This is a genomic window from Caballeronia sp. A2-2 (assembly GCF_057612605.2).
On record NZ_CM172588.1, the window covers coordinates 1,371,359 to 1,395,272 of the forward strand.

General features: G+C 56.8%; 21 protein-coding genes. 2 read left to right on the top strand and 19 right to left on the bottom strand.

Features of this window, described 5'->3' with window-relative positions:
- Positions 1–87 precede the first annotated feature (87 nt).
- Positions 88–1,281: a cytochrome P450 gene (locus ACZCWR_RS22620; protein WP_487303848.1), complete on the top strand. Its 1,194-nt coding sequence runs from the start codon at positions 88–90 to the stop codon at positions 1,279–1,281.
- 35 nt (positions 1,282–1,316) lie between these two features.
- Here the strand turns inward: ACZCWR_RS22620 and ACZCWR_RS22625 are convergent, their stop codons facing one another.
- From ACZCWR_RS22625 to ACZCWR_RS22685, 13 genes are all read right to left on the bottom strand, one after another.
- Positions 1,317–1,853, bottom strand: coding sequence for a MarR family winged helix-turn-helix transcriptional regulator (locus ACZCWR_RS22625; RefSeq protein ID WP_487303849.1), 537 nt, complete (start codon positions 1,851–1,853; stop codon positions 1,317–1,319).
- 101 nt (positions 1,854–1,954) lie between these two features.
- On the bottom strand, positions 1,955–2,899 hold the full coding sequence (locus ACZCWR_RS22630) for a ketopantoate reductase family protein (RefSeq protein ID WP_487303850.1): 945 nt from the start codon (positions 2,897–2,899) through the stop codon (positions 1,955–1,957).
- An 18-nt stretch (positions 2,900–2,917) separates the two neighbouring features.
- A complete protein-coding gene (locus tag ACZCWR_RS22635; RefSeq protein WP_487303851.1) occupies positions 2,918–3,904 on the bottom strand; it encodes an ABC transporter substrate-binding protein in 987 nt (328 codons plus the stop codon).
- 115 nt (positions 3,905–4,019) lie between these two features.
- Positions 4,020–5,222: a porin gene (locus tag ACZCWR_RS22640; RefSeq protein ID WP_487303852.1), complete on the bottom strand. Its 1,203-nt coding sequence runs from the start codon at positions 5,220–5,222 to the stop codon at positions 4,020–4,022.
- A 252-nt stretch (positions 5,223–5,474) separates the two neighbouring features.
- Positions 5,475–6,344 (bottom strand): alpha/beta fold hydrolase, encoded by an 870-nt coding sequence (locus ACZCWR_RS22645; RefSeq protein WP_487303853.1) that lies wholly within the window; start codon positions 6,342–6,344, stop codon positions 5,475–5,477.
- 82 nt (positions 6,345–6,426) lie between these two features.
- Positions 6,427–8,178, bottom strand: a complete 1,752-nt coding sequence (locus ACZCWR_RS22650) for an FAD-dependent oxidoreductase (RefSeq protein WP_487303854.1) — start codon at positions 8,176–8,178, stop codon at positions 6,427–6,429.
- A 144-nt stretch (positions 8,179–8,322) separates the two neighbouring features.
- The gene (locus tag ACZCWR_RS22655; RefSeq protein ID WP_487303855.1) at positions 8,323–9,666 is read right to left on the bottom strand and encodes an MFS transporter; all 1,344 of its coding nucleotides are present in this window, start codon (positions 9,664–9,666) and stop codon (positions 8,323–8,325) included.
- Between the two features lie 86 nt (positions 9,667–9,752).
- Entirely contained in the window at positions 9,753–10,778 is a 1,026-nt protein-coding gene (gene dmpG / locus ACZCWR_RS22660) for a 4-hydroxy-2-oxovalerate aldolase (RefSeq protein ID WP_487304776.1), read from the bottom strand.
- An 8-nt stretch (positions 10,779–10,786) separates the two neighbouring features.
- Positions 10,787–11,740 (bottom strand): acetaldehyde dehydrogenase (acetylating), encoded by a 954-nt coding sequence (locus ACZCWR_RS22665; RefSeq protein WP_487303856.1) that lies wholly within the window; start codon positions 11,738–11,740, stop codon positions 10,787–10,789.
- A gap of 12 nt (positions 11,741–11,752) precedes the next feature.
- Entirely contained in the window at positions 11,753–12,592 is an 840-nt protein-coding gene (gene mhpD, locus ACZCWR_RS22670; RefSeq protein ID WP_487303857.1) for a 2-keto-4-pentenoate hydratase, read from the bottom strand.
- Between the two features lie 27 nt (positions 12,593–12,619).
- A complete protein-coding gene (locus ACZCWR_RS22675) occupies positions 12,620–13,144 on the bottom strand; it encodes a flavin reductase family protein (protein WP_487303858.1) in 525 nt (174 codons plus the stop codon).
- A gap of 45 nt (positions 13,145–13,189) precedes the next feature.
- Entirely contained in the window at positions 13,190–14,668 is a 1,479-nt protein-coding gene (locus ACZCWR_RS22680) for a 4-hydroxyphenylacetate 3-hydroxylase family protein (protein WP_487303859.1), read from the bottom strand.
- Positions 14,669–14,732: 64 nt separating this feature from the next.
- The gene (locus ACZCWR_RS22685; RefSeq protein WP_487303860.1) at positions 14,733–15,683 is read right to left on the bottom strand and encodes a 3-carboxyethylcatechol 2,3-dioxygenase; all 951 of its coding nucleotides are present in this window, start codon (positions 15,681–15,683) and stop codon (positions 14,733–14,735) included.
- Positions 15,684–16,041: 358 nt separating this feature from the next.
- Here ACZCWR_RS22685 and ACZCWR_RS22690 point away from each other — a divergent pair, with 358 nt between their 5' ends.
- Positions 16,042–17,004 carry a LysR family transcriptional regulator gene (locus tag ACZCWR_RS22690; RefSeq protein ID WP_487303861.1) on the top strand — a complete coding sequence of 321 codons (963 nt, stop codon included), beginning with the start codon at positions 16,042–16,044 and terminating at the stop codon, positions 17,002–17,004.
- A 208-nt stretch (positions 17,005–17,212) separates the two neighbouring features.
- On the opposite strand, the gene ACZCWR_RS22695 is transcribed toward ACZCWR_RS22690, so the two are convergent.
- From ACZCWR_RS22695 to ACZCWR_RS22720, 6 genes are all read right to left on the bottom strand, one after another.
- Positions 17,213–18,319, bottom strand: a complete 1,107-nt coding sequence (locus ACZCWR_RS22695; protein WP_487302694.1) for an IS5 family transposase — start codon at positions 18,317–18,319, stop codon at positions 17,213–17,215.
- Between the two features lie 89 nt (positions 18,320–18,408).
- Positions 18,409–19,476, bottom strand: a complete 1,068-nt coding sequence (locus ACZCWR_RS22700) for a porin (protein ID WP_487303862.1) — start codon at positions 19,474–19,476, stop codon at positions 18,409–18,411.
- Positions 19,477–19,619: 143 nt separating this feature from the next.
- On the bottom strand, positions 19,620–19,937 hold the full coding sequence (locus ACZCWR_RS22705; protein ID WP_487303863.1) for a cupin domain-containing protein: 318 nt from the start codon (positions 19,935–19,937) through the stop codon (positions 19,620–19,622).
- 238 nt (positions 19,938–20,175) lie between these two features.
- Positions 20,176–21,291, bottom strand: a complete 1,116-nt coding sequence (locus ACZCWR_RS22710) for an alcohol dehydrogenase catalytic domain-containing protein (RefSeq protein WP_487303864.1) — start codon at positions 21,289–21,291, stop codon at positions 20,176–20,178.
- 319 nt (positions 21,292–21,610) lie between these two features.
- The gene (locus tag ACZCWR_RS22715) at positions 21,611–22,726 is read right to left on the bottom strand and encodes an alcohol dehydrogenase catalytic domain-containing protein (protein ID WP_487303865.1); all 1,116 of its coding nucleotides are present in this window, start codon (positions 22,724–22,726) and stop codon (positions 21,611–21,613) included.
- Positions 22,727–22,866: 140 nt separating this feature from the next.
- Positions 22,867–23,640, bottom strand: coding sequence for an IclR family transcriptional regulator (locus tag ACZCWR_RS22720; protein WP_487303866.1), 774 nt, complete (start codon positions 23,638–23,640; stop codon positions 22,867–22,869).
- Between the last annotated feature and the right edge of the window lie 274 nt (positions 23,641–23,914).

Here is a 23,914-nt window from a genome sequence, read left to right on the forward strand (position 1 = left end):
GTGCGCAGCGGATTAACGGATGAAAACTGCTTGGGATGATGACGCTCAACGTCGCAGTCCGAGGTACGTCGAGATTGGAGGGACGTCGTGCAAGAAGGCGAAATTGAATCGGAATTTAATCCTCTCTACGAGGAGACCTTTGACAACTCGCACGCCTACTACACCGAGATGCGTGCCAAGTGTCCTGTGGCACACAGTAGTGAGTTTGGGGGGTTCTGGGCGTTGTTTAAGTACGACGACGTCATCCGACTGCAGGAAGACACTGCATCGTTCAGCACGGCAGAACAGAACATCGTCCCGCGCGTCACTCGCAAAGACGGGCCGCGGCCGCCTTTGCATTTCGACCCGCCTGAACACAGCACCTTCCGCGAGCCCATAAACCGCATCTTCAGGAAGTCGCGCATCGACAAGCTGGAAGCCTCGCTTCAGAGCTATGCCCACGAGCTGCTCCAGCCGTTGGTTCTGCAAGGTCATGCGGATTTCACCAAAGACTTCGCCGAATACTTCGCCGCTCAAGCCTTTGGGGAAATACTCTCGCTACCGCTTGAGATGATGCTTCGCGCTCGCTCGGTTGGGGTGCGTTACTACCGTGCAACTACGTCAATGAATCAGGAGGAAATGATTCAGGCGAGCACAGACCTGTATGCCATCGCTCGCGAAATCGTGGAAGGACGAAAGCAAGCTTTGTTGAACCCCGACGAGGACCTCGTTTCCGCATTGCTTCTCGCTGGCGAGAGAGGCAAGGCCATCCCTGAGCAACTTGTCGTGGCAAGCATCAGGCAGTTCTTGTCCGCCGCCCAAGCCGCTCCTGGCGCCGTTCTCGGGAGCATTGCGGTTCACCTTGCTCGCGACCAAGAGCTCCAGACAAAGCTTCGGTCGATGCCTGAATTGCTTCCGCGAGCTATCGAAGAATTTCTTCGTATGTACGCCCCGTACAGGGTGTTTGCACGGACTGCCAAGCACGATGTCGAAATCGGCGGCAGAAACATCAAAGCGGGTGAAGCCATCACGATGATTTTCCCGTCGGCAAATCGCGACGAAGACGTATTTCCTAACCCGCACGAGTTCGATATGTTCCGACAGCCGAATCGTCACATCGCTTTCGGGCGCGGAGCGCATCAGTGTCCTGCGTCGTCCCTTGCCCGTCTTGAACTTAGAATCGGAATCGGCGCTCTGCTTCGTATGACCGGCGGATTTGAGCTCGCAGGCGACGTGAAGATGACAGACTGGGTCGAGTTCGGACCTTCATCGACTCCACTTAGGTTGTCGCCAGCGGTTTAACGCGTGAAATGGCCGTGTACGCACGGCCAATATCTTTAGTCGTCGGCGAGTGCTGGCATGTCGCCGGACAAACCTCGTGCCTCGAATCCGCCAATAATTTTCTCGAAGAGTCTATTGAGCGTCTGCTTCTCTCCTTCGGACAAAGGAGACAAGATGAGTTCATTGTGTTCGTCGATACGCTGACGCAATTTTTCCCAGAGCTTCTCGCCTTTTTTGGTAAGACGCAGGTTATTGATGCGGCGGTCCTCAGATGACTCCTTGCGGACAACGAGCCCCTGCTCACTCATTCCGCGAAGAATGACCGCAAGTTGTGATTTTTTGAGAAGCAACGAATCACATAGCTTCGTTTGAGTTATACCGGGGTTGAGAGCAAGGATTGCGACCACGCTCGCATCGCCCGGTAGGATGCCAACCTCGTCGAAGATACGCTGGCTTTCACGGCGCACAAAGCCGCGTAGCAATCGGATTGAGAACGGAAAATTAGAACGTAGGAAGCCGTATTGCACGCTCTGTTCTGTCTCCTGCGACTCATCGATACTCACAGCCGTTCGCGCTTCGCTCTTTCCCCTCATACCACTCCTCTTTGGTCGGCCGAATCAACATCGACCATCGCCAGACTTCGCAATTGAATATAGCAGAGCACCGGCAAACGAGCATCGGAGAATTGTCGCGGTCAGAACAAGCCTGTACTGCCGCCATTCATGTGCGGCTTCAGGCAGCCGTAAGCGAAATCGTGAAAGGGCGTAGGGATATTGTGGACGCGTCCTCGCTGACAGATGTGCCCACTAAGACCGTCCAGTTCGAGTCGACGGCCCGAGAGCAAATCGTGATGCATCGAGGCGACCATATCGGCTGGTAGACCTTGGAGCATCGCGAGCGCGGATTCCTTGTCAGCGTATGACAATGGCACGCCCTCGGCGCGACCCACATCGAAAATCTCTCTGATTGACCTTTGAGCGAGCTCTATCAGTGTCGGGTCGTGGTAAATGGCTCCCGCGCCGAGTCGCACGAGGCAAGTCAAGGCAGCATTAGTCGCCAACGCAAGAAACTTTCGCCATTGAGCAAGCGCGATGTCTTCTGTCTGCTCGATTCGCACGTTCAACGGATTGTGCACACTGGCGAAGCTTTCGACGAAGGCCTTCAATGTCGCGTTCTTCTCTATGGTCGTCGTTCCCACGGTCAACGACGACATGTTCGAGAGGTATTTCACTCTGCCTGGCGAGTTTGAGCTTCCGGATACGAACGCGATGCCTCCAATTGCGTTCGACTCCGGCGCAGAGACAAGCATCCGTTCAGCGCCATCCACTCCGTTTTGCAGGCAGATTGCGACACCGGCTGACTCTAATGACACGCGCCATTGGCGAGCGCTCGATGCTGCGTCGTATAGTTTCACCGTAGACAGCACGATGTCCATGCTCATGGCCGCGCTCGGGTCCGAAGTATGTGAGACGCCTCGAACAGAAAATTCGCCGCGAGGACCTGTCAACAGCAAGCCCTCGCGGTCAATTCTGCTTTTGCTGACGTCGCGAACACCAAAGGTCACGTGATGGCCCGCAATCGCAAGCGCTGCGCCGAAGTACGTACCCACTGCACCAGCGCCGATAATGAGAATTTTCATGGTTCTCGCCGCCTACGGTCACCGAACGGAATCGACGCCACTCGGGACGGCGATGCCGAAGCGCTGCGCCGCTTCCCGGTTCACAGTCACCGAGACCCGGTCAGGGCCAAGCCATGAGAGTTGCGATGGAGACGTCCCTCTAAGCATTGGCAACATCAACTCGCGCGCACCCCTTCGGTAGAGCGGCACGATATCCACGCCGATTACCGCGACACCTCCAAGCTGCGTGTACCCGCCGGGGGTATCCATTGCAATCGGAAAGTTTTGTGCTCGGGCGGCGTCGGCGATTTCTTTTCTCAATGCGTAGGTGTCTGCGCCAAGGAGGCCAATCGCAATCTGACAGTGCTGGGCGACTGCCGACTTGATTGCAGGCTCGATGTCGGCCGCTTTGACAACAGGCATCTTCACGAGCTCTAGGCCGCGTTGGTTGGCGAGCTCTGACCACTCCGAAAGTAGGCGGATGTGTGTTGCATTTTCTGGGTTGAACAACACACCGAATGTCTTGACTCCGGGTCGAAACCGACCGAGCCAATCCATCTGCTGTGAGATACCGTCGGGTAGGTAGCTATAGACACCAACGATATTTCCATCTGCTTTCGCGACCTCTCGCGTGAGACCAGCTTTTACAGGGTCATCTTGAACAGAAATACAGAGTACGGGAACCGTCGTGGTCGCGGCCTTCGCAGCGGCACAACCAGGAGAAGAGGAGACGACCAGGATACTCACATTCTGGTCGAGGACCTCTCGAACCAACGCTGGCATCCGCGCCATGTCTCCATCAGCCGTTCGGAACACGACATCAAGCTTGCCGCCATTCGTGTAACCCGCCTCGGCTAGCGTGTCGAAAAATGCCTGATTTGTAACGGCCATCTTCTGGAAGCCACCCGCACCGGCCACGAAGCCGATGCGAGCTGGTACTGAGCTTGACGCCGGCTTGGTGCTTGAACAGGACGATAGACCGATGAATGTTGCGACCAGGCACGCGCATGTAATAACTGATTTCACGATAGGACCGCCATGCGAAAGTTTCGTCGGGGGACTTACAGTCAGGGCGTTGCCGCAGGCAGTCGAGACAGAGAAAAAGCAACGCGCTCGACTGCCATTAGCGACTTGTTGCGGCTTAGAACTTATGTCTGATGCCCGCGCGAACCGTCGTCTGGCGGTCGCTAGTGGAAGGCGTCAGGTTGTTAATCGCGGCAACCGCAGTGGCGCCCGTTGAATCCGTGCCAGAGGCCTTTTGATAGACGCCGATTACGTAGACGTCCGTTCGCTTCGACAGGAAGTAGTCAACCCCGAGGACGCCTTGGTAATACTTTGCTCCACCTGTCGAGCTCGTAGCGGTGGAGACACTGCCACCTTTCGTGTAATCGAATGCAGCCCCCAGCACCAATGCCGGCGTGGCCTGATACTTGAAGCTTACTTCCGCATTGTTGAACGTAGCGTTCCCGGTGTATCCGCGCGGATTCGGGCCTGACGTAACTGTGTCGCCCAAGCTTTTAAACTGCACGTTAGAGTAGGTCGCGCCGACTGTTGCGGCACCGAACGTGTACGCTCCACCAGCGCCGATGACTTGATAGGTGTGCGCAGACGCGTAGCCACTGTAGACTGGCGACGAGATGAAGTTCGCATTCGCCGCAGGTGCGGTACTCGCCCCATTGTCGCCAAAGAAGCCAACGTTCGGGTTCCGCGCGTTCAGGTACGCTGCGCCGAGGACGAGTGGGCCACGCGTGTAACCTGCCCCAACCGACCACAGTTGATTTCGCGTCGTCTCTCCCGCAATGCCGCCAAGGCTGTAGACACCACCGAATCGTAGGCCGCTGTAGTCCGCGCTGGTGAATTTGATAGCGTTATTGACGCGGTAAGCGTTATTGAGATTGTCGAGGTCGCCGGGGTGCGCGGCGATGTACCCTCCCCACTGCGTCCCCACTTCGAGCGGACCAACATAATCCACGACGGAGTCGTACTGACGGCCAAGGGTCATCGTTCCGTAGGGGCTCGAGAGACCGACATATGCCTGACGCCCGAACATCAACCCCTGAGTGCTTCCGCGATTCTTCTGGCCGAGCGAGCCGTTGTTGACGTCAAAGCCGTTCTCCAGCACGAAAATCGCTTTCAGGCCACCACCAAGGTCTTCCGCCCCACGCAAGCCCCACCGGCTACCTTGCATAACGCCGCTTGAGAGGTTGTACAGGCTTTTACCGCCAGAATTGGACGTCCAGTTAAATCCCTCATCGATAATGCCGTACAGCGTGACGCTGCTTTGAGCATGAGCGCAATTGGTAAACGCGGCAAGGCAACCCGCGGCAACGACGGTCTTCTTCATGACTTAGAGTCTCCAAATACTTCTTCTAGTTAGTCCAGCGTTCGAGAGGGTCTGGATGCTATTCAAATCACTGTCGGTTTAATCGACGTGGAATCTCCTCGACTGACACTTTTAATGACCTAACGCAAGCGAGCCCACGACTGCATCGAGCAGCCGTGGTGCTGAAAGGGGCTAGTGTGTGTTAAAGGTTTTGAAATGCGGACCGCGACCCGGTCTTCTGTGAGGAACATCGGGCTTGTAACGCCGCCGATATCAGTTCGCGAAGAAGTCGGACACCATACGGTTGAATTTGTCCGCGTGTTCCCACTGCGCCCAGTGCCCGCAGCGGCTGAACACATGCAGGTCGGCGTTCGGCAAGCCCCACACGAGACGCAGACCTACGTCCAGCGGAACGAATCGGTCGTCGCGGCCCCAAATCACCAGCGTTGGCGCTTTGATTTCGGCAAGACGATGGCCCACGTCCGGAAACTGCTTCGGATTTGCATCGAGGCTCTTCGCGAAATTTTCGAGGTGTTCCTTACGCGAAAGCATGTTGTCCAGGCGCGTTTTGAACAGGTCCTCGGTAAGGTTGCTCGTGTCGAACACGAACACATTCATCATGCGCTTCAGATTTTCGATGGTCGGCTCACGATAGAGCCCGTTCAGCAGCTTGATGCCTTCAGTCGGCATCGGCACAAACTGGCTCGGGCCTCCGGTGCCGCCACCCATCAAGACGAGCTTGCCAACGCGGCTGGGATTTGCCAAAGCAAACGCGACGGCGCTGTGTCCGCCCATCGAGTTGCCGATGATATGGACCGGGCTCTGGATGTCGAGCACGTCGAGCAGGCCTTTTAGTGCCTTGGCGTTCAGCTCCGAGCGCGAGCCTTTGTTCACAATCGGGTCGCTCTTGCTCCAGCCTGGGCAGTCCATCAGGATGACACGATAGCCTTCACCAACCAGCGGCTCAAGATTGCGATTGAAGTTCGCCCAACCGCTCGCGCCAGGGCCTGAGCCGTGCAGCATCACCACGGTCTGAGGACCTTTGCCCATGTCGTTGTAGTGAATCTGAAGGTCGAGGTCACCCTCCTTGATTCGGGCGAACTTGCTCGTACCTGCTTCGGTCAATCCGGTTTGGGTGCTCATTCTCGTTTCCTCTGCTTTACAGGATTAGTGGAGTCGGGAATGTGAAACGCCAGCGTGCGCGTCACAATCTCGAGGTGAAGATTTACGCTTTGCCCAGAACGGCCTCGAGAGCACTGCGCAGCAACTGCGATGCTTCAGAGTTATCGAAGACGTTCGCGCTTTGACGCCAGGCAACATATCCGTCCGGACGCACTAGCAGCGCTCCGGCTTCCTCGATATCACGCTGACGCTGCCAATCGCAGTACGGGTCTTGGTAGCGCTCAGAGCCGACGACGACGGTCTTGAGGAAGGGAAGGTCCAGCTTCGCAACAGCGTCAGCCCATGCCGTGCCGCCAAGGCCAGTCAAAAGGGTGAACTTTCCTTTGCCCACGACATCGAGGGTCGAGATACGGTCGCCAGACTTATTCACGAGCCATGCATGCGGCAACTTCGCGCCTGGGCGCGTCGTCGGCTGCAGATAAAGCTCGGGGTCTCGCGCCCACGCCTCCGGCGCTGACCCATCGTCGACAACGGCGCTCGACGAATACCGCTGGTTCATTTCGACTCCTTGAGCGTTGAATTCTTTGTTCTTCAATTCGAGCGCCTCCTGTGCGGCAGCGCGCGCTTTCATGCCCTCAGGACCAGGGTCTTTGAATCGGGCGATACCCGCAGCGACCGGGTTCTCTGTTCCTTCGACGCTGAATACTGCTTTGATGGGGGCGTAGTCCTTCCGGGACTGATTGGCTCGGAGCACAATTTGCTTTCCGACCGGTGCTCGCTCATCCGAGTAGGTCTCAAGCAACTGCGGAGTTGCGTAGCCGTTCAACACATAGGCTAACTTCCACGCCAAGTTGAAAGCGTCTTGCACGCAAGTGTTCAGGCCAAGGCCGCTTGAGGGTGGATGCCGGTGGGTAGCATCGCCGCCGCAGAATGCGCGGCCGCGGGAATAGGAAGTGGCATATGCTTGATTGACGTACCAGACCGACTTTCGAACAATTTCGACTTCCACGTCGGGGTCACCGACGAGGACTCGAATCTTTTCGAGGACAGTTTCCTCGCTTAAATCCGGGTCGCCCTTCGAAATATCGAACCCCCAACCTGCAATCCATTGCGTCCAGGGCTTGACCGCGCGCAGGAGCCCCAGACCGATTTCGCCGAAGCTGGCGTGCGGGCTAACAATCCAGTGCAGGATGCTCGGGCGATGCTTCACATACTGCGAGAGGTCTGCATTGAAGATGACGTACGCCGTCCCGGCACGCGCCATTTCGCCTTCAACTTTCAGGTCCAGCTCTTCGAGCACCTTAGAGCGCGCACCGTCGGCACCAACCAGATACTTGGCGCGCATCGTGTATTCGCGGCCACTCAGACGGTCCTGCAACTGCGCCGTTACGCCATCCGCATCCTGCGTGTGACCCAGATACTCGGTGTTCGAAGAAAATCCGGCTCCGCGCTTTGCAGCGTTGTTCAGCAGAATTGGTTCCATATTCGGCTGAGTGATGTCAACCAGCGGACAGGGACTTCCCTTCACGTAATCACCATGGCGCTCCTCGCCAGTTCCCCAAGCACGATGCCGAATGAGCTCCTCTCCTGCCAACGACGTGGTGAACAGGCTGTCGCCCATCTGGTCCCAAGGCGTCGAGTTGCGGACAACGTCCTCTTCGATGTCGAGGTCCCGGTAGACCTCCATGGTTCGCTGATTGGTGATGTGGGCTCGCGGGGTGTCGGCCAACCAGTTCCAGCGCGAAATGATGTGCGAACGAATCCCGTAAGTCGCTAAGGCTAGCGCGGTTGTGGCGCCCATCGGGCCCGAGCCAACAATAATCACGTCGGTATCGAATTCAGTGGTGGTGTCCATAGTCTCTTCCTGTACGCCTTAAAAGTTCTTAAAACTGCATCCATGGCCACTTGCCACTGGTTGCACGCACGCTAACAGCGCGGATGTGCCGTCATCAGCTAACCTGAGCTTCGTTTCTGGACTCATACAACGAAGCCCGTGTCGTTACACCTGTCCGAGACCGTCCACGTGCTTGTCTCGTACTCGGACGGCCCGCTCCGGAAACGCGAAGGCGATGCAGAGCGCGCCGATGGCGGAAAGGATTGCGATGGCAATCACGCCGCCATACAAGCTTCCTGTTACCGTCTTGATGTAGCCGAGCAGCGGCGGGCTCGCGAATGCGCCGATGTTCCCAAGGGTGCTAATGAAGGCCAGCGCGACCGGTGCTGCTTTCTGGCTGAGGTAGCCGGGGGGAATCGACCAAATCAACGGACCGCTAGCGCCTGTGGCGAAGCTCGTCACGGCGAAAGAGGTCAGCATCAACGTCAAGTTTTGCGTTGACATCGCCGCAACCAGCCCGAGAGCAATCAGACAGAAGCACAGAACAAGATGCCAGCGGCGCTCCTTCAGCCTGTCAGAGCTCCAGCTGAGGACGACAGCCCCGACGAAGCCCATACCCAGCGGAATCGCCGTCAGCAGACCAACATTGACCAGCGATGCAACGCCGCTTTCTTTGACAATGGTCGGCAACCAAAAGAACAGCAGGTAGTTGCTGCAGATAGCCGTGAAGAAAAGGAATGCGACCAAGTAGTTCAATGGGTTTGCGAGAATCTGGCGAACGAGACCTGCAGAATGGTCAGCTTGAACGACCACCTCCGATGCGAGGTCTGCCTTTACAGCCGCTTTCTCTTCGTCGCTGAGCCACTCTGCGTCATCGGGCCGGTCACGGAGGACGAAGAACGTGACAATCCCGAGCGCACATGCGGGCAGGCCTTCGACGATGAAAACCCACTTCCATCCAGCGAGGCCCCATACACCGTTGAGTGCAGAAAGAATCCAACCCGTAATTGGCGCAGCAATTGCACCGGCGGCGGCGTTCGCAACGAAAATGACGGCCGTCACACGAGCACGCATAGCTGCAGGAAACCAGTACGTCAGATAAAGCACGATGCCAGGAAGGAAGCCCGCTTCAAAAGCACCAACTAAGAGACGCAAAGTGATGAGGTGACCGACGCTTGAAATGAAGGCGGTCCCGGCTGTGGCCAATCCCCACAAGAACATGATTCGGACAAACGTCTTTCGGGCACCCCATTTGGAAAGAAACAGGTTGCTCGGAATTTCGCATAGTGCGTAAGTGATAAAGAATGCGCCCGCTGCAATGCCGTACCAGGTGGCATCGATATGGAGCGATTCACTCATCTGGAGCTTGGTAAAGCCGATGTTGATACGGTCGATGAATGCAACGCCGTAACAAACAAAAAGCAACGGAATGATGTGCCACCAGATTTTTCGGTACGCCGCGCGCTTCACGCCATCTGGAACGTATTTCGAACTCAGCATGCTGCTCATGTCTTCCTCCAAACGGAATCTCTTTATTTCTTCTTTTGTTCTGTACGCCTGGCCCCGAGGCCAGGCGCTCTCTTCGCGACGGGCGGTTAGGCCGCTGCCTCCTGCTTCTGACGAACGAGGTCGAGCGCAACGTCAACAATCATGTCTTCTTGGCCACCCACCATCTTTCGGCGACCCAGTTCAATGAGAATCGTTCGGGTGTCGAGGCCGTATTCTTTAGCGGCTGCCTCTGCGTGCCGAAGGAAGCTCGAGTACACACCGGCGTATCCGAGACTCAGCGTTTCGCGGTCAACGCGAACTGGACGGTCCTGAAGCGGGCGTACGATTTCCTCCGCCGCGTCCATGAGTGCATAGAGGTCCGTGCCGTGGCTCCAGCCATGGGCGTCAGCGGCAGCGATAAATACTTCGAGGGGAGCGTTGCCAGCGCCAGCGCCCATTCCGGTCAAACTAGCGTCCACACGAATTGCACCGTTCTGAACAGCGACAATCGAGTTGGCAACGCCGAGAGAAAGGTTGTGGTGGGCATGAATTCCGCGTTGCGTCTCGGGTTTGAGGACCTTGTCGTATGCCTGGAAGCGCGCAGCCGTGTCATCCATCGTCATCGCTCCGCCGGAGTCCGTCACGTAGACGCAGTGAGCGCCGTACGACTCCATCAGCTTCGCTTGCTCGGCCAGCTTTTCGGGCGCGGCCATATGCGACATCATCAGGAAGCCCGAGACGTCCATGCCCAACGAGCGCGCGTATTCGATGTGCTGTTTCGACACGTCAGCTTCGGTGCAATGCGTCGCAACGCGTACCGAGCGAACGCCGATTTCGTAGGCACGCTTCAGGTCATGTGCGGTCCCGATTCCGGGAATCAGAAGCGTCGTGAGCTTCGAGTGCTGGATGACTTCGGCGACTGCTTCAATCCACGCCCAGTCGGTATTGGAACCGAAGCCGTAATTAAAGCTGGAGCCGGCCAGACCATCGCCGTGCGCGACTTCGATTGCGTCGACTTTTGCCAAGTCGAGCGCTTTAGCAATCGTTCGAACATGGTCCAGGCTGTACTGATGACGTATGGCGTGCATGCCATCGCGCAGAGTCACGTCCTGGATATACAGCTTGGAATTGATTTCGTTGCTCACAGCGCCTCCGCTTTGCTGTTCTCATGCGACTGGCGGCGCACGATGCGCTCTGCGGTCGAAAGCGCCGCAGAGGTCATGATGTCGAGATTGCCCGCGTAAGCCGGCAGATAATGGGCAGCGCCTTCGACCTCGAGGAAGACCGTGACTTTCATCCCGACGAAGGTCTGGTCCATCTCTGGGATAAAGAGCGGGTTGTCCTTCGTGTAACGGTGAAACTGAACGTTTTGCTTCAGGCGGTAACCCGGCACGTAAGCCCGTACTTTCTCGACCGTAGCTTGAATCGAAGCCTCAATCGTGTCTTCGTCCGCGCCTTCGCAAAGGCAGTACACCGTGTCGCGCATGATGAGCGGCGGCTCAGCCGGGTTCAAAACGATGACCGCTTTACCGCGCCTGGCACCGCCCACGCGCTCGATAGCTTGCGACGTCGTTTCAGTGAATTCGTCGATATTTGCACGCGTGCCGGGGCCAGCCGAACGCGAAGAGATGGACGCCACGATTTCTGCATAGTGAACCGTTGCGACAGAGCTAACTGCAGCAACGATAGGAATCGTCGCTTGTCCACCGCAGGTCACCATGTTGACGTTCGGCGCATCGAGATTCGCTTCCCCGTTGACGCAAGGCACCGTGTACGGGCCGATTGCCGCAGGTGTTAAGTCGATAACGCGCTTGCCGTGCGACTGCAGAACAGCATCGTGCTTCTTGTGCGCCCCGGCAGAGGTCGCGTCGAAGACGACCTGGATTTCATTGAAGTTCGGCATCTTGACGAGGCCGTCAATGCCTTCGGCCGTGGTCGGAACACCCATTCGCGCAGCACGCTTCAGGCCGTCCGATTCCGGGTCGATTCCGACGAACGCACCCATCTCGAGCACGTCGGAGAGGCGAAGAACTTTAATCATCAAATCCGTGCCGATGTTGCCGGAACCGATGATGGCTACTTTGGTTTTAGACATGAGAAGACCTCGTTAAACGAATTTCGCCGTGACTTCGCCAAGTCCCGACATCTGAGCTACAAAGGTGTCGCCGGCGGTAACTGGCACCATTGGTCCCAACGCGCCGGTAAGCACAACATCGCCGGCCTTCAGTGGGCGTCCGCGACGAGCAACCTCACCGGCGAGCCACACTGCAGCGTTGAGGGGATGCCCGAGACATGCCGCGCCGCTGCCGGTCGAGACTACGTTCGGGCCTGTACTGGCGCCTTCCTCAGCACGCTCGCGCGTCATCGTCATCTGAAGCCCGCGCAGGTCGAGGTCGTCTATTCGACGAGCAGGCCCACCCAGGACATACATCCCCGAAGAGGCGTTGTCTGCGACGGTGTCAAAGATGCGAATGTCCCATTTCGAAACGCGACTACCGACAATCTCGAGTGCCGGAACCACGTATTTTGTGGCGCGAATAAGGTCGGCAACCGTCGGCGATTCCAGATTAAGGTCCTCACCCAAAATGAGAGCGACCTCTGCTTCCACTTTCGGCTGGTGGAGCCGACTAACTGCAATGGGCTCACCTTCGCCCGCCGCCATGTCGGCAAACAGCATCCCGAAGTCGGGTTGGTCGACGCCGAGTTGCGCTTGAACGACCTTCGATGTCAAACCGATTTTTCGCCCGACGAGACGGCGACCCTGCGATTCGTAAAAACGGGTATTCGCGTCTTGAATGGCGTAGGCGGTATCAACATCATTCTTTGCCACACGGTCGCGCAGCGGCGCGACTGTCTCGCCAGTTTCGAAGCATCGACGGAGTTCCGCTGCGAGAGCTTCGACGTCTGCAGCACCAGCAACGGGCTGCTCAAGGGTTGCATCAGACATAACGTTCCTTCAAGAGATTCGCTAAGGTCAGGACACTGCGTCCACTTCGAGAGGGTGATACGACCCGCGCCAATGGAGTAACGGCGACTTGTTCGAGACTCGCGCGTTCAGCACGCGACCGATAAAAATTGTGTGGTCGCCGGCTTCAACCTGTCGTTCCAAACGGCACTCAATCCAGCCGAGGCAACCTGACACGAGAGGCAGTCGCTCAATACCTCCGTGAGACTCGACCAGCGAGAAGCGGTCAACCGGCTTGCAAAACGTACGCGAGACATCTTCTTGGTCCGACGCCAGGATGTTCACCGCGAAATGACCGGCCTGACTGAAGATGGGATACGAGTACGAACGAGTCGTGAGACTCCATTGAATGAGGGGCGGCTCGAGTGACAACGACGAGAACGAGCTAACCGTCGCGCCATAGGGCCGACCCTCCGCGTCCCGCGTCGACATCACCGTAATGCCCGTTGCGAAGTGACCAAGTGCGTGGCGAAACGCAACGCCATCCGCCTCTGTCAAACACAATCCGTGCGCTTGATTGCTGGGTTCCGACATCTTTATCTCCTGTATCGCACCGGCGAAATACCAGTCGATTCGAAGTCAGTTCACTTCGGCTTCGAGTTCAGCGCTTGATGGCGCCTGTTCACCCAATGTCTCCGCGGGGTCGCCTGCAAGCCCGAGCGCCTTGTCGACTAGGCGCTGCATGTCCGCGTCACGGCTTCCCGCGAAGTAGTTCATAGCGAGATTGCGGACGGGGTCGCCTGCGTAATAGCGCTCGTATTGGACGAGCCGCTGACCAAACGCTTCTCCGGCCAAATCCCACGCGAGCTTGAAGAGCTTCACACGCTCGACAGACGGCATGCCGCCGGCGCCTTGGTAATACAGCGCCATGTCATCGGCGAGTTCCGGTGCGCGGAAATCAGCGCCGCTTGGCATCAGCATGAAGCCGCCCGCGCCAATGGTTTGGAGCACTTCGACTACACATGGGTAGGCATACGGCAACATAGTGCGAATGGCTTGCAGCGGCGCGAGCGAAGGACGCACCGTACCGACTTCAGAGGGTTCAGCCTCGTATTCCGAACGCACCAGCGCGCTCTTGACTTGCTCGACGTAGCCGAGCAATTCGCCTAGCATTTGCTGAACGTGCAGGAATTGGTCCGCTTTGATGGACTTCGCTACTGCGATAGCGAGCCCCACCGAGAACTGCATCTTGACGAGGGCGCGCGTATTTGTTTGATGCGCGGTGTGGTTGCGCAATGCCGTGTGCGAATAGAGCTGATTCGACAACTCGACCTGGCGATAGCAGAAGACGCGCTCCCATTGAACGAACACGTTGTCGAAAATGAGAAGGGAGTCGTTCTCTTCGAATCGAGTCGACAATGGGTGGTCGTAACTATCGTGGTGCTCGACGAAGTACGGGTCTCGTGCAATCTGGCGCAAACCCTTGATGTCCGTAGGAACCGCGAAGATGAGCGCGTGGTCTTCATCGCCTGCCTTGAACTGCGGCAGGTTGTACATAATCATTTCGTCGGATACGGGGCCGAGCGTCGCAATCATGCGTGCGCCGCTCACGTAGATACCGTCCTCTGTTTCCTTGACAACGCGCAAGTGCATGTTGGCTTGCTCTGAGGACTGCTTCGAGCGGTCGTTCTGAGGCGTAATCAGGGCATGGCTCAGAAACAGGTCGTTATCGCGGATGTACTCGTAGTACTTCACGATGTTCTCGCCAAATTGCTCGCCGCCTTTGGCGAAGTCCTTTTGAGCTTCCCAGAACGCCAGCAGTGTGACGTTCATGAAGTCAGGCGAGCGGCCCATCAACCCAAAATTAGTCTCTGCCCAGATGCGGTAGGCTTCGCGGCGTTTGCGCAAGTCATCGGCGGACTTTGCGGGCATGAACGCCAAACCTGCGCGCTCTCCTGTCTCGGGAACGATATACGTCACCTTGTCCTGGAGTTCCGGGTCGTGCTGAGTGTCGTAAAGCGCTGCAAGTTGCTCTACCGCTCCCTTGAACGCAGGATGCGTTGTGACGTCGGTGACGCGCTCTCCACGAACCCAAACGTCACGCGGACTGTTCTTCAACCCGTCGATGAACTGTTGGCCTGTACGAATGCCCATTTCGTAATCTCCTGTGTATGTACCTGCGCTATGCGCGGTCTGCTTTCGGTTCTGCGAACATCATTGCCATTCCTGCAATCCAGCCTTGGATGGCTTCGTAATAAATGAGGTCGGCCTGATACTTACCTTGTGTCGAGAGCGCGGCAAATGCCGCCACCCATGCAAGAACCTCGGGACCGCCGCGACCAGCCTTCGCTCGAACGTCTTTCATATGAATCGAGTCGAATGCTTCGAGGTCGCCACGCTGGAGCTTCTCGATGAAGGCTGCATCCCAGTCGGGGTCTACCGGCAAAATCTCAGGTGTGCCGTGAACGGCTCGGGCGCCCGCAGCCAACACTCGTTCGACGCGGGCCCGTTGCACTTCGTCGGAGGGATGCCTGCCACTGATGAGTCGTTCCTTAACCTCGTCAGGCGCAGTCAAAATGCTCGGAGTGGGTGGGTCATGCGAAAGCCCGCCCGAGGCCGAAATGAGGACACGCTTACCGGACGCGGCTGCCCAACGTCCAACCGCTTCGCCAAGCAAACGGGCTCGCTTGAAGGAAGGCAACGGAGGGGCAGCGCAGTTGATAAAGATTGGAATCGTCGGGAAGCGACTGAAATTTCCGAACATGCGCTCCCAAATCTGCACAAAGCCGTGGTCCACTTCCATGCGGTAGGAGACAGCGACATCCAGACCGTCGTTAAGGAGTGTTTCGCTTAACTGAAGAGCGTCATCCGACACCACCGGAAGCGGGCCGGCCGAGGTGTCCCAGTCACCGAGCGAGGTGGCGTTGATACCAACGCAGAAGCTCGGCATGACCTCATAAAAGAAGCCATTGAAGTGGTCGGGAGCAAACTGAATAAGAAGGTCGGGCGCGAATTCTTCCGCTCGCTGTGCAAGAGCGCTGAACGCTTGCTTTACACCTGTGCGAACTTCTTGGTCAGCGATGCCGTCTTTCATCAGCGGCGTGTGAGATGCGCAAAGCACAGCCAGTGTCACGGCTTGTCTCCTTATTCATGTTGTTTGCAACGCCAGCTCGGCGGCTGGCTATACGAGGGACCGCTTTTCCCTGCTGGTCCTGCGAAAACCTTGAACAAATAGTAGCGAGCCGCTTGTTATTCGACTAATGCGAGTTTTCTATAAAGGACATCCATTATTAACATATGGATGTTAACCCTTATAACACGATTATTTAATGATATAATTCAATGGCTTGCATTCACTTTCGCTACAAAAACCACCGACATTCGAGCATCAGTGCAAACCCCAACTAAGAGGTCTACGCAAGTCCGACCTATAATCATTTAACGGATAACAGAGCTCAAGGTTACCCACATTGAGCCTAACGGAGACCGATGTGGACTCGCGCCTTATCGAATACTTCCTGCGGGTTGCCGAGCTGGGGAGCATCAACAAAGCCGCCACGGACCTTCGGCTTTCTCAGCCAGCACTGTCTAGGCACATTGCACTGCTCGAACATCAGATTCGCGCCAAGCTTTTCACCCGAACAGGGGGAGGCGTCATGCTTACAGAGGCGGGAACGCTGCTACTCGAGCGCGCGCGACCCATCCTTCGACAATTGACAAGCCTGGTCGAGCAGGTTGGGGACCGGGCTGCCGGCCAGCTTTCTATTGGCATGGCGCCTTCCTGGCGTTACCTATTCACATCGAAATACATTCCTCGTTTGGTAGCGGAGTACCCAGGCGTTTCCTTGCGCGTACACGAGGGGGCGAGCCATGAACTGCGTGAGGTCATGCACTCAGGCATGCTCGACCTCGCGATTGTCCCGTTTGAAGGGTCGCCACCACAGGGGTACATCCACACGCCGCTGATTCGAGAACCGCTCATCCTCGTTGGTAAGAAGGACGGCGGACTGCAGCCTGACAAGCCGGTGGCATTCTCAAAGCTGGATAGGCTGAAGCTTGCTTTGCCAGCACGGCCGAACGTAATCCGCACGACAATAGAAAACTCGCTTTCACGGCGCGGGTTTGAGTTCAAGACGCTCTTTGAAATCGATGCGATGCATCTTTCCATGGAGCTTGCGCGACAGGGCGTCGCAGACACCATCACACCGTGCTGCGCGGTAAGCGGCAACCCCTATTGGGAAGAGTCGCTATCCTGGAGTCCGATTCGCGGCGCTTATATGACTTGGGCACTGTGCGAAAACACGGCGCGCTCTCACTCGCAAGCTGTTCGTGAAGGCCAACGACTTGTCTTCAAATTCGTCGACGAAATCGTAGAAAGCGGTATTTGGCTTGGAGCCGAGCGACTGAAAAAGACCGCCGAAGCACAAACCGTCGAACTCTCCGAAGAAACTTAGAAATCACCATCTCGGATGGGGCGGTACGGGTAGACGTAGAGCGTCCACCCATATCCGAGGTGTTTTAGCAGCCCGTTGAAATATCCCTGAATGAACGCGCGCTCGTTTATCCGCAAGAGCTAGCACGATGCAGTGTTTCAAATGAATTGACGCCAACTTTTCTTTGATTCATCTGCTGCCAATGCCGCTTTGCTTCTCGCTTACGTTTTCAAGCTGCCCGAGCAGCAAGCGTTCGCATGCGGGTCAAGTTGTACGCCACCTGAGTCAGCAGAAAAAGTTGGTCGACTCGCTTCAGACCTCGATACATCGCCTGCCGAATCCGCCCGACGGTCTTGCCCCATCCGAACACCTGCTCGATGCATTTGCGTTTGCACTGACTCATTGCATAGCCGGGCCATCGCGTGGTTCGAGCGTCGATCGCGGAACCGCCCGCGCGTGCATCGTTTTGCGCCACGTGCGGTGTCACGTTGTTCGCGCGACACGTCGCCACGAAGCCAGCCGTATCGTAGTTCTTGTCGGCACCGACCGTTATGGTCGTACCGGCACATTGCGCAGCATCCGCAAGCATCTGCGCGGCAGCGTCGCGTTCGGCCGTGCCGCTGGCCTGCGTGACCTGCGCGTTGACCACGAGACCATGCCGGTTATCGGTCAGCACGTGACCCATGTAGCAAAGCACCGCGCCCGTGCCACGACTCTTGCGGAACAGTCGTGCCTGATTGTCCGTGCTGGATTCGTGTGTGTCGTTGCTGCGTTTCTCGCCGCGCCAGTTCTCCTGCGAGCCGTCTCCGCCCTCAGGCGGCGAATCGTCATCCGGTTTCGTCTTGGGCACGAAACTCTTGTGCCCCGCCCACGCCTGAATGAGCGTGCCGTCGACGCTGAAATGCTCGCCCGACAGGTGACCTCGCCCGCGCGCCGTCTCGACAGTCTCGTTGAACAGGCTGACCATGACATCGTGGACCATCAGCCGGTCGCGGTTCTTGCTGAAGGTGGAGTGGTCCCAGACCGCATCGTCCATCGCCAGTCCGACGAACCATCGAAACAGCATGTTGTAAGAGATTTGCTCCATCAGCATGCGTTCGCTGCGAATCGAATACAGCACCTGCAACAACAGCGCGCGTATCAGTTTCTCCGGCGCGATGCTCGGGCGACCGCCCTTGGCCTCGCTCTCGTACATGCGCGAAAACACCGCGTCCATGCGCGTGAGCGCCTCGTTCAGCCACAAGCGAATGGGTCGCAGCGGATGATTGGCCGGAACGAAATCGTCCAGTCTGGACATCGTAAACATCGATTCGGTATAGCCGTCGGGGCCGCGCATCGCTTTGGTCTCTGTGTCGTTCGATTCTTTAGATCAACGTTTCTGCCTTGCGTATGGATGACTCGGGAGGAGGGTATTTCAACAGGCTGTTAGAACAAAGTACGCACGCCGAGTCGAAACACACTCTGATTTTGGCTCGATGACGTCACGAATGTCCCGTTGATAGAGGCCACTGCACCTGTGCCGCTTGCTCGTTGATAAAGCGCGTTCATATAGACGTCGGTCCGCTTCGAGAGGAGGTAGTCGAGTGTGACGCCGGCTTGATTCGAATGGCTGTTGTCGACCTGCTGGTTTCCCTTCGCGTAGATGTAATTGGCGTACAGGAAGAGGTCAGGCGCGAATGTTATGAGACCGCCAGCTTCGAAACTGTCGACATGCGCATTGGTGAATGTATTGCGCGTGTTCGTATACAACAGGTCGAGTCCTACGACGCCAAAGTCATATCGTCCTCCAAAGCCGAAGTTCCGGATGCCAGAGTGTCCCTCGTTGATGCCGTCTTCCTTTGAGTAGGTGTACGCCGAATTCAGGCGCAGCGGACCATTGCTGTAGTTCGCCCCAAAGCTCATCAGATTGTTGCTTCCTGTTTGACCAGGTAGATTGCTGAATCCGTACATCGCGCCGACATCAATACCTCCATAGGTTTTAGAGGTAAATTTGATAGCGTTCGGTGTTGCCTCGCCGCCTGCGATTCGAGTGTAATCGAACGTCCCCAAGGGGGCGCCCAGCTTCGCGAAGGGTCCTCCGGGCAACTGATAAAGGCTGACGAAGGGGATTTGGTGCCCCCAGCGGGCTACTGACAAGTTATCGAACATGTAGTCGAATTGCCGGCCCAACGAGAGTGTTCCATACGGAGACGAGATGCCGACATACGACTCGCGACCAGTAAATGCTCCGCCGTTTTGCTTGCCGGTATTGATGTCAGGTTGTGAATCCATCACGAAAAAGGCGTAGTAGCCGCCGCCCAAATCCTCGGTCCCGCGAATGCCGAGCAGGTTTGGTGCTTGAATGCCTGATGCCATCTGTACGAGCGAGTGGCCGCCCGCGTTACTGACGTAAGTCACGCCCTCATCAAGAAGCCCAAAAAGAGTTACTGAACTTTGCGCGTACGAATGCAAAGGGACCACCGCAAGAGCGGCTATGAGTATTCGCTTTTTCACTGTGTCTCCGTCTTATAAAGGCGCAAGCGCGCCCCGCTCACGCTCCAAAGGAGTGAGCATCTTTTGATGGTCGAACTGGTCTTAACAGCGTGGGTGCTGACTGCTGCATCCCCAGACGTAGCCGGTCCGGGGACCTATCGTGCTTATGCTGGTGACGCAGAACCTAACAGCACAAAGAGAACGGTCGCCTTCTCTTTTCCAGGATTGCGCCACGCGTGGCGCGTGCCGCGCTGAACTACTACGTCATGTGCTTGAAGTTCTCGCGTCTCGCCGTTGTCGAGCTCAAGGTGAATGGGACCGGAAAGGACAACCCCGTAGTCGAGCGTCGGGGTCGTGTGCATACCAGGATTCTCGGCTTCGAAGCACTCCGCCAATCCAGGCAGTTTCTCCATCTGCTCTCGATGCGCTGCTGCGCCATCAAAGCTCTCAGAGAAAAACACGCTGTCGGGTGGAAAGTCCACGAGCAGGACTCGGCTTCCGCCTGTTGGTGGCACCCATGACCCAGGCCAACTACCCGTATCTGAGAACGTTGCAGAGGCAGAGGGCGTCGGACCGCCCGTCGACCAGAGCATTGAAACCTCGAAGCCTGGGACCGAGCTAAACGACGCACTCCAAGGGGACGGACCGTCACTCAGGAAGGTCGAAGCGCCGCCCTCATCGCGTCCTGTTACGACACGTCGATTCATGGTACACCTCGGACTAGATGAGCGTTGGGTTGATTACAACGTTCGTAAATCCGCCGTGCCGGTTGTTCACTGCATCGAGCGCCTCGTTGATTTTTTCAAGAGGAAACACTTCATGCTCGAATACCGAGAGATTGAGGGCGCCCGAGTCCGCCATCGCGGCCATGTTTTCGCCTTCCTCCGGCGTGAACCAGAGAGAACCGATAAGAGACTTTTGCTGGCACATCAGTGGGAACGGTTCAAGCGGAATCGGGTCGGAAACACCGCCGACGGAAACCATCTTGCCGCCGCGCCGCATGGCTGAGAACGAATCGAGGACGTTCGCGACCGGCGCATTCGGTCCAAGGCATTGAAGTACCGCATCAACGCCAAAACCGTCAGTCGCCTCCATGACTACGTCATGTACGCTGCGCTCGCCAAGCGGCACAGGATGAATGCGCTCGGGAGCGAGCTCTTTGAGTTGCGCGAGAAGCTCTCGGTTTCGTCCGGTGGCAAATATAGTTCTGGCGCCCATCGCGAGCGCGCAAATCGTACCCCCCAGGCCAAGCGTACCGGTGGCACCGTCGATGATGAGCGTCTGACCAGCTTCAAGCGACGCGCGACGAAGTCCGGCGTAGGCGGTGCCGATATAGCCGAAACGCGCACCTTGCTCGAATGAAATCGCCTCCGGCAACTTCACGAGGTTGGTCGCCGGGGCGGTGAGAAATTCTCCAAATCCACCGTAGGGATAATCTTCAAAGATGCGCTGCGAGCCCGGGCCAAAACCGAAGTAGCCTTGGAACGTATAAGCCGGACAATTCGTGTTGTCGCGCCTGCGACACGCGGGGCAGCTACCGCAAGACAGGCCTGGATTGACATACACGCGGTCACCCGGTTTGATGCCGACAACATGGCTTCCAACCTGTTCCACGATACCTGCGGCGTCAAGTCCATAGATTGCCGGCAACTTGGGAAGAGGGAGAAACGGGAACCACTCGGGATAGTACGCGACAACGTTGTGCAGGTTGGGTACGACCCCGCATGCTTGAACCTTGACGAGAACATCTGTGGGACGCGGTTCGGGCATCGGAATTTCGTCAACCTGAAAGGCTTCTCCAACCTTGTGCAAACGCGCAGCACGCATCGTCTTCATATCTTGTCTCCGTTGAGTATTTTATGTACTGCTAAATCTATGACGAGGTCCTTCAGTTCCGCTTGAAGTACGCATGTGGATAAGCAGATGGCCAGACGACACGGCGGGCTATATTCCTGAAGCAAACTCGCCCAAGTGAACATGGCTGGCGGTTCAAACCCTCGCATATCTGCGTCGAGATTAAGGTACCGCAGGCTAGATTGCTTCAGTTATGCAATCCGTCTATACCAGTTATCCAACGAGGTTTCTCGGTCGATTCCCTGGTGCGAATTCCCAGTGCTGGGTAATGGTCAACGACACCGCGTCGCCACTGAGCGGCTTACTGAGAGACTACGACGTTCACGAAGCCACCTACTCGACGTTCTGCGTCGGCGAGTGCCTCGTTAGCCTGCTCTAGGGTATACGAGTGGTGCTCAAACACGCTGAGGTCTAGCGTCCCCGCCGCGACCATGGCGGCTAAGTCTTGTCCCTCAGCTACAGAGAACCAAAGCGAGCCAATCAGGCTTACCCGGGCGCACATGAGCTCGTGCATATTGACTGGCATCGGGTCAGACATGGCACCAATCTCAACGAGCCTTCCGCCTCGCCGCAGCGAGGCTATACAGTCGTGCGTGATTTGATGCGACGCACCAGGACCGATGGCATCTACTACCGCATCGACTCCGTTCTGCTCCGTTTCCGATAGTACCCAATCTTTCAACGAGGTCGAGCCGTAGGAAAACGTGCGGACTCTCGCTGGGTCAAGCGCTCGCACACGAGCAAGAGTTGCCTCATTGCGTGCGACGCACAGGACTTTTGTGGCACCCATCGCTCGAGCAATCTGAACGGCACATAGGCCAAGGGTTCCAGTGCCACCACAAACCAGAAGCGTTCGTCCCGCTCCTACACCTGCTTTGCGCAAACCTGAATAAGCCGTTCCCAAATAGCCAAACCGTGCGGCTTGCTCGAAGCTGACCTGTTCTGGCAGCTTGACCAGGCCGTCAGCCGGAGCAGTTACAAACTGACACAGCCCGCCGTACGGATAACGACGGTAGATTTCCTTCGACCGCGGCCCGAAACCGAAGTAGCCCTGGAATGTGAAGGCTTGACAGCTGATGCGGTCTCCAACGCGACAGGCGTGGCATGTACCGCATGAGCGTCCTGGGTTGACATACACCCGGTCCCCAACAGCAAAGCCTGTGACATCGTCACCCACCTCCACAATTACACCAGCGGTGTCGAGTCCGTAAATTGCGGGCAAATCAGGCACGGTAAGGTAAGCGCGTTCACCGTAGCTGCGCATGACATTGCGTAGATTCGGCACGATTCCAGACGCTTTTACTTGGACAACGACGTCAGTTGCCCTCTCAACCCGAGGTTTTGCTATCGCGTCGAGTTCGAAACTTCCTCCGGGCAGGTGTAGTCGCATTGCATTCATAGTCTCGGCGATTTGCATTTTCAGTCTCCGTAAATTGAGGGCGATTACATCAGCGACACTCGCGGCTCCTCCACCTCCGAGCAAGTTCACATGATGTTCCATAGGTGTACTAAGAAACAAGTTGGCGAAAAGGAACTGTTTAACCCAGTTAAATTGATTTAGCTGTCGATGCTTCTATCGCCTAACTCGACCTGCAAGTCGGCTTTTAGTTTGAGCAAACGTTCGGCCATTTCGTGCTTTCGCGGAAGCGCGCGAGCTGTTGGAGCTACGACTGCAACGGCATACTGACCGTGTACCGTGTCGATGGCGACCGCCATTGAAGATACGCCCGCGATGGATTCCTCCGACTCCCAGCCGAAACCCGTTTCGCGCGTCTCAGCGATGATACGAGCGAATTGAGTCGCATCGGTCACTGTCGCGTCCGTCACTTTCTCAAATACACCACCAAGCGAAATCTCGTTATCCGAGTTGGCATTGAGTGCCAAGAGCGCACGGCCCCCGCTTGTGCAGTGAAGTGGAAGGTCGCCACCAACTCCTGGCGTCACCCTCAGCACGTGTTCTGCGACGACCGCATGCACGTAAGCGAGACGTTGACCGCTTATGCGACAGAGGACGACGGTCTCCTGCAACTGCTTAGAGAGCAATTCCAAGTGGGGTCGTGTCGTCGCAACGACGTCTGTGTGGACGCGCCCAATCATCCGCATTAGGGCCGGACCCAGTCTCACACCTTCTCCACGGTCAGCCCGCACGAGTTCCTCTTGGCTTAATGCTGACACGATACGCTGGACCGTCGACCGCGGGAGATTGACTATCCGCGATATCTCGGCCAAACGCATGCCTTCTGGCTTGTCGCTAAGAACGTTCAAAATCTTGCCCGCCCGCGCTATTACCTGAATGGAATTTGCCTTGTCGTCACTAAGTTCGTCGCTCATTGCGTTTCCGCGTAAGGTGGAGTCGCCCATCTGCCGTATTTGTTAGAGGCTATCCTAGCGTGCTTATCACGCTCTGAAAGCTCGGAATAACCCGCATCTCGGAACGCCAGACCGTATCGTGGGTCATCTTAGATGAGCTCGGCCCACGTCTTTCGCCTTTCCCACTATCTGCGAGGAACGCCTCCCAGCTAGCAACGGTGAGAGAGTCGCGGTTCAAGGAGGGCGGCCTCTTTGCCTCAAGCCGAAACATACGCGCCTCGATATCCCTTCTCGG

What these genes read in the sequence shown, in the direction of transcription:
- ACZCWR_RS22625 (WP_487303849.1), bottom strand. Translation starts at nt 1,853, where the DNA reads ATGAGGGGAAAGAGCGAAGCGCGAACGGCTGTGAGTATCGATGAGTCG.
- ACZCWR_RS22630 (WP_487303850.1), bottom strand. Translation starts at nt 2,899, where the DNA reads ATGAAAATTCTCATTATCGGCGCTGGTGCAGTGGGTACGTACTTCGGC.
- ACZCWR_RS22640 (WP_487303852.1), bottom strand. Translation starts at nt 5,222, where the DNA reads ATGAAGAAGACCGTCGTTGCCGCGGGTTGCCTTGCCGCGTTTACCAAT.
- ACZCWR_RS22645 (WP_487303853.1), bottom strand. Translation starts at nt 6,344, where the DNA reads ATGAGCACCCAAACCGGATTGACCGAAGCAGGTACGAGCAAGTTCGCC.
- ACZCWR_RS22650 (WP_487303854.1), bottom strand. Translation starts at nt 8,178, where the DNA reads ATGGACACCACCACTGAATTCGATACCGACGTGATTATTGTTGGCTCG.
- ACZCWR_RS22655 (WP_487303855.1), bottom strand. Translation starts at nt 9,666, where the DNA reads ATGAGCAGCATGCTGAGTTCGAAATACGTTCCAGATGGCGTGAAGCGC.
- ACZCWR_RS22665 (WP_487303856.1), bottom strand. Translation starts at nt 11,740, where the DNA reads ATGTCTAAAACCAAAGTAGCCATCATCGGTTCCGGCAACATCGGCACG.
- mhpD (WP_487303857.1), bottom strand. Translation starts at nt 12,592, where the DNA reads ATGTCTGATGCAACCCTTGAGCAGCCCGTTGCTGGTGCTGCAGACGTC.
- ACZCWR_RS22675 (WP_487303858.1), bottom strand. Translation starts at nt 13,144, where the DNA reads ATGTCGGAACCCAGCAATCAAGCGCACGGATTGTGTTTGACAGAGGCG.
- ACZCWR_RS22695 (WP_487302694.1), bottom strand. Translation starts at nt 18,319, where the DNA reads ATGCGCGGCCCCGACGGCTATACCGAATCGATGTTTACGATGTCCAGA.
- ACZCWR_RS22710 (WP_487303864.1), bottom strand. Translation starts at nt 21,291, where the DNA reads ATGAAGACGATGCGTGCTGCGCGTTTGCACAAGGTTGGAGAAGCCTTT.
- ACZCWR_RS22715 (WP_487303865.1), bottom strand. Translation starts at nt 22,726, where the DNA reads ATGCAAATCGCCGAGACTATGAATGCAATGCGACTACACCTGCCCGGA.
- ACZCWR_RS22720 (WP_487303866.1), bottom strand. Translation starts at nt 23,640, where the DNA reads ATGAGCGACGAACTTAGTGACGACAAGGCAAATTCCATTCAGGTAATA.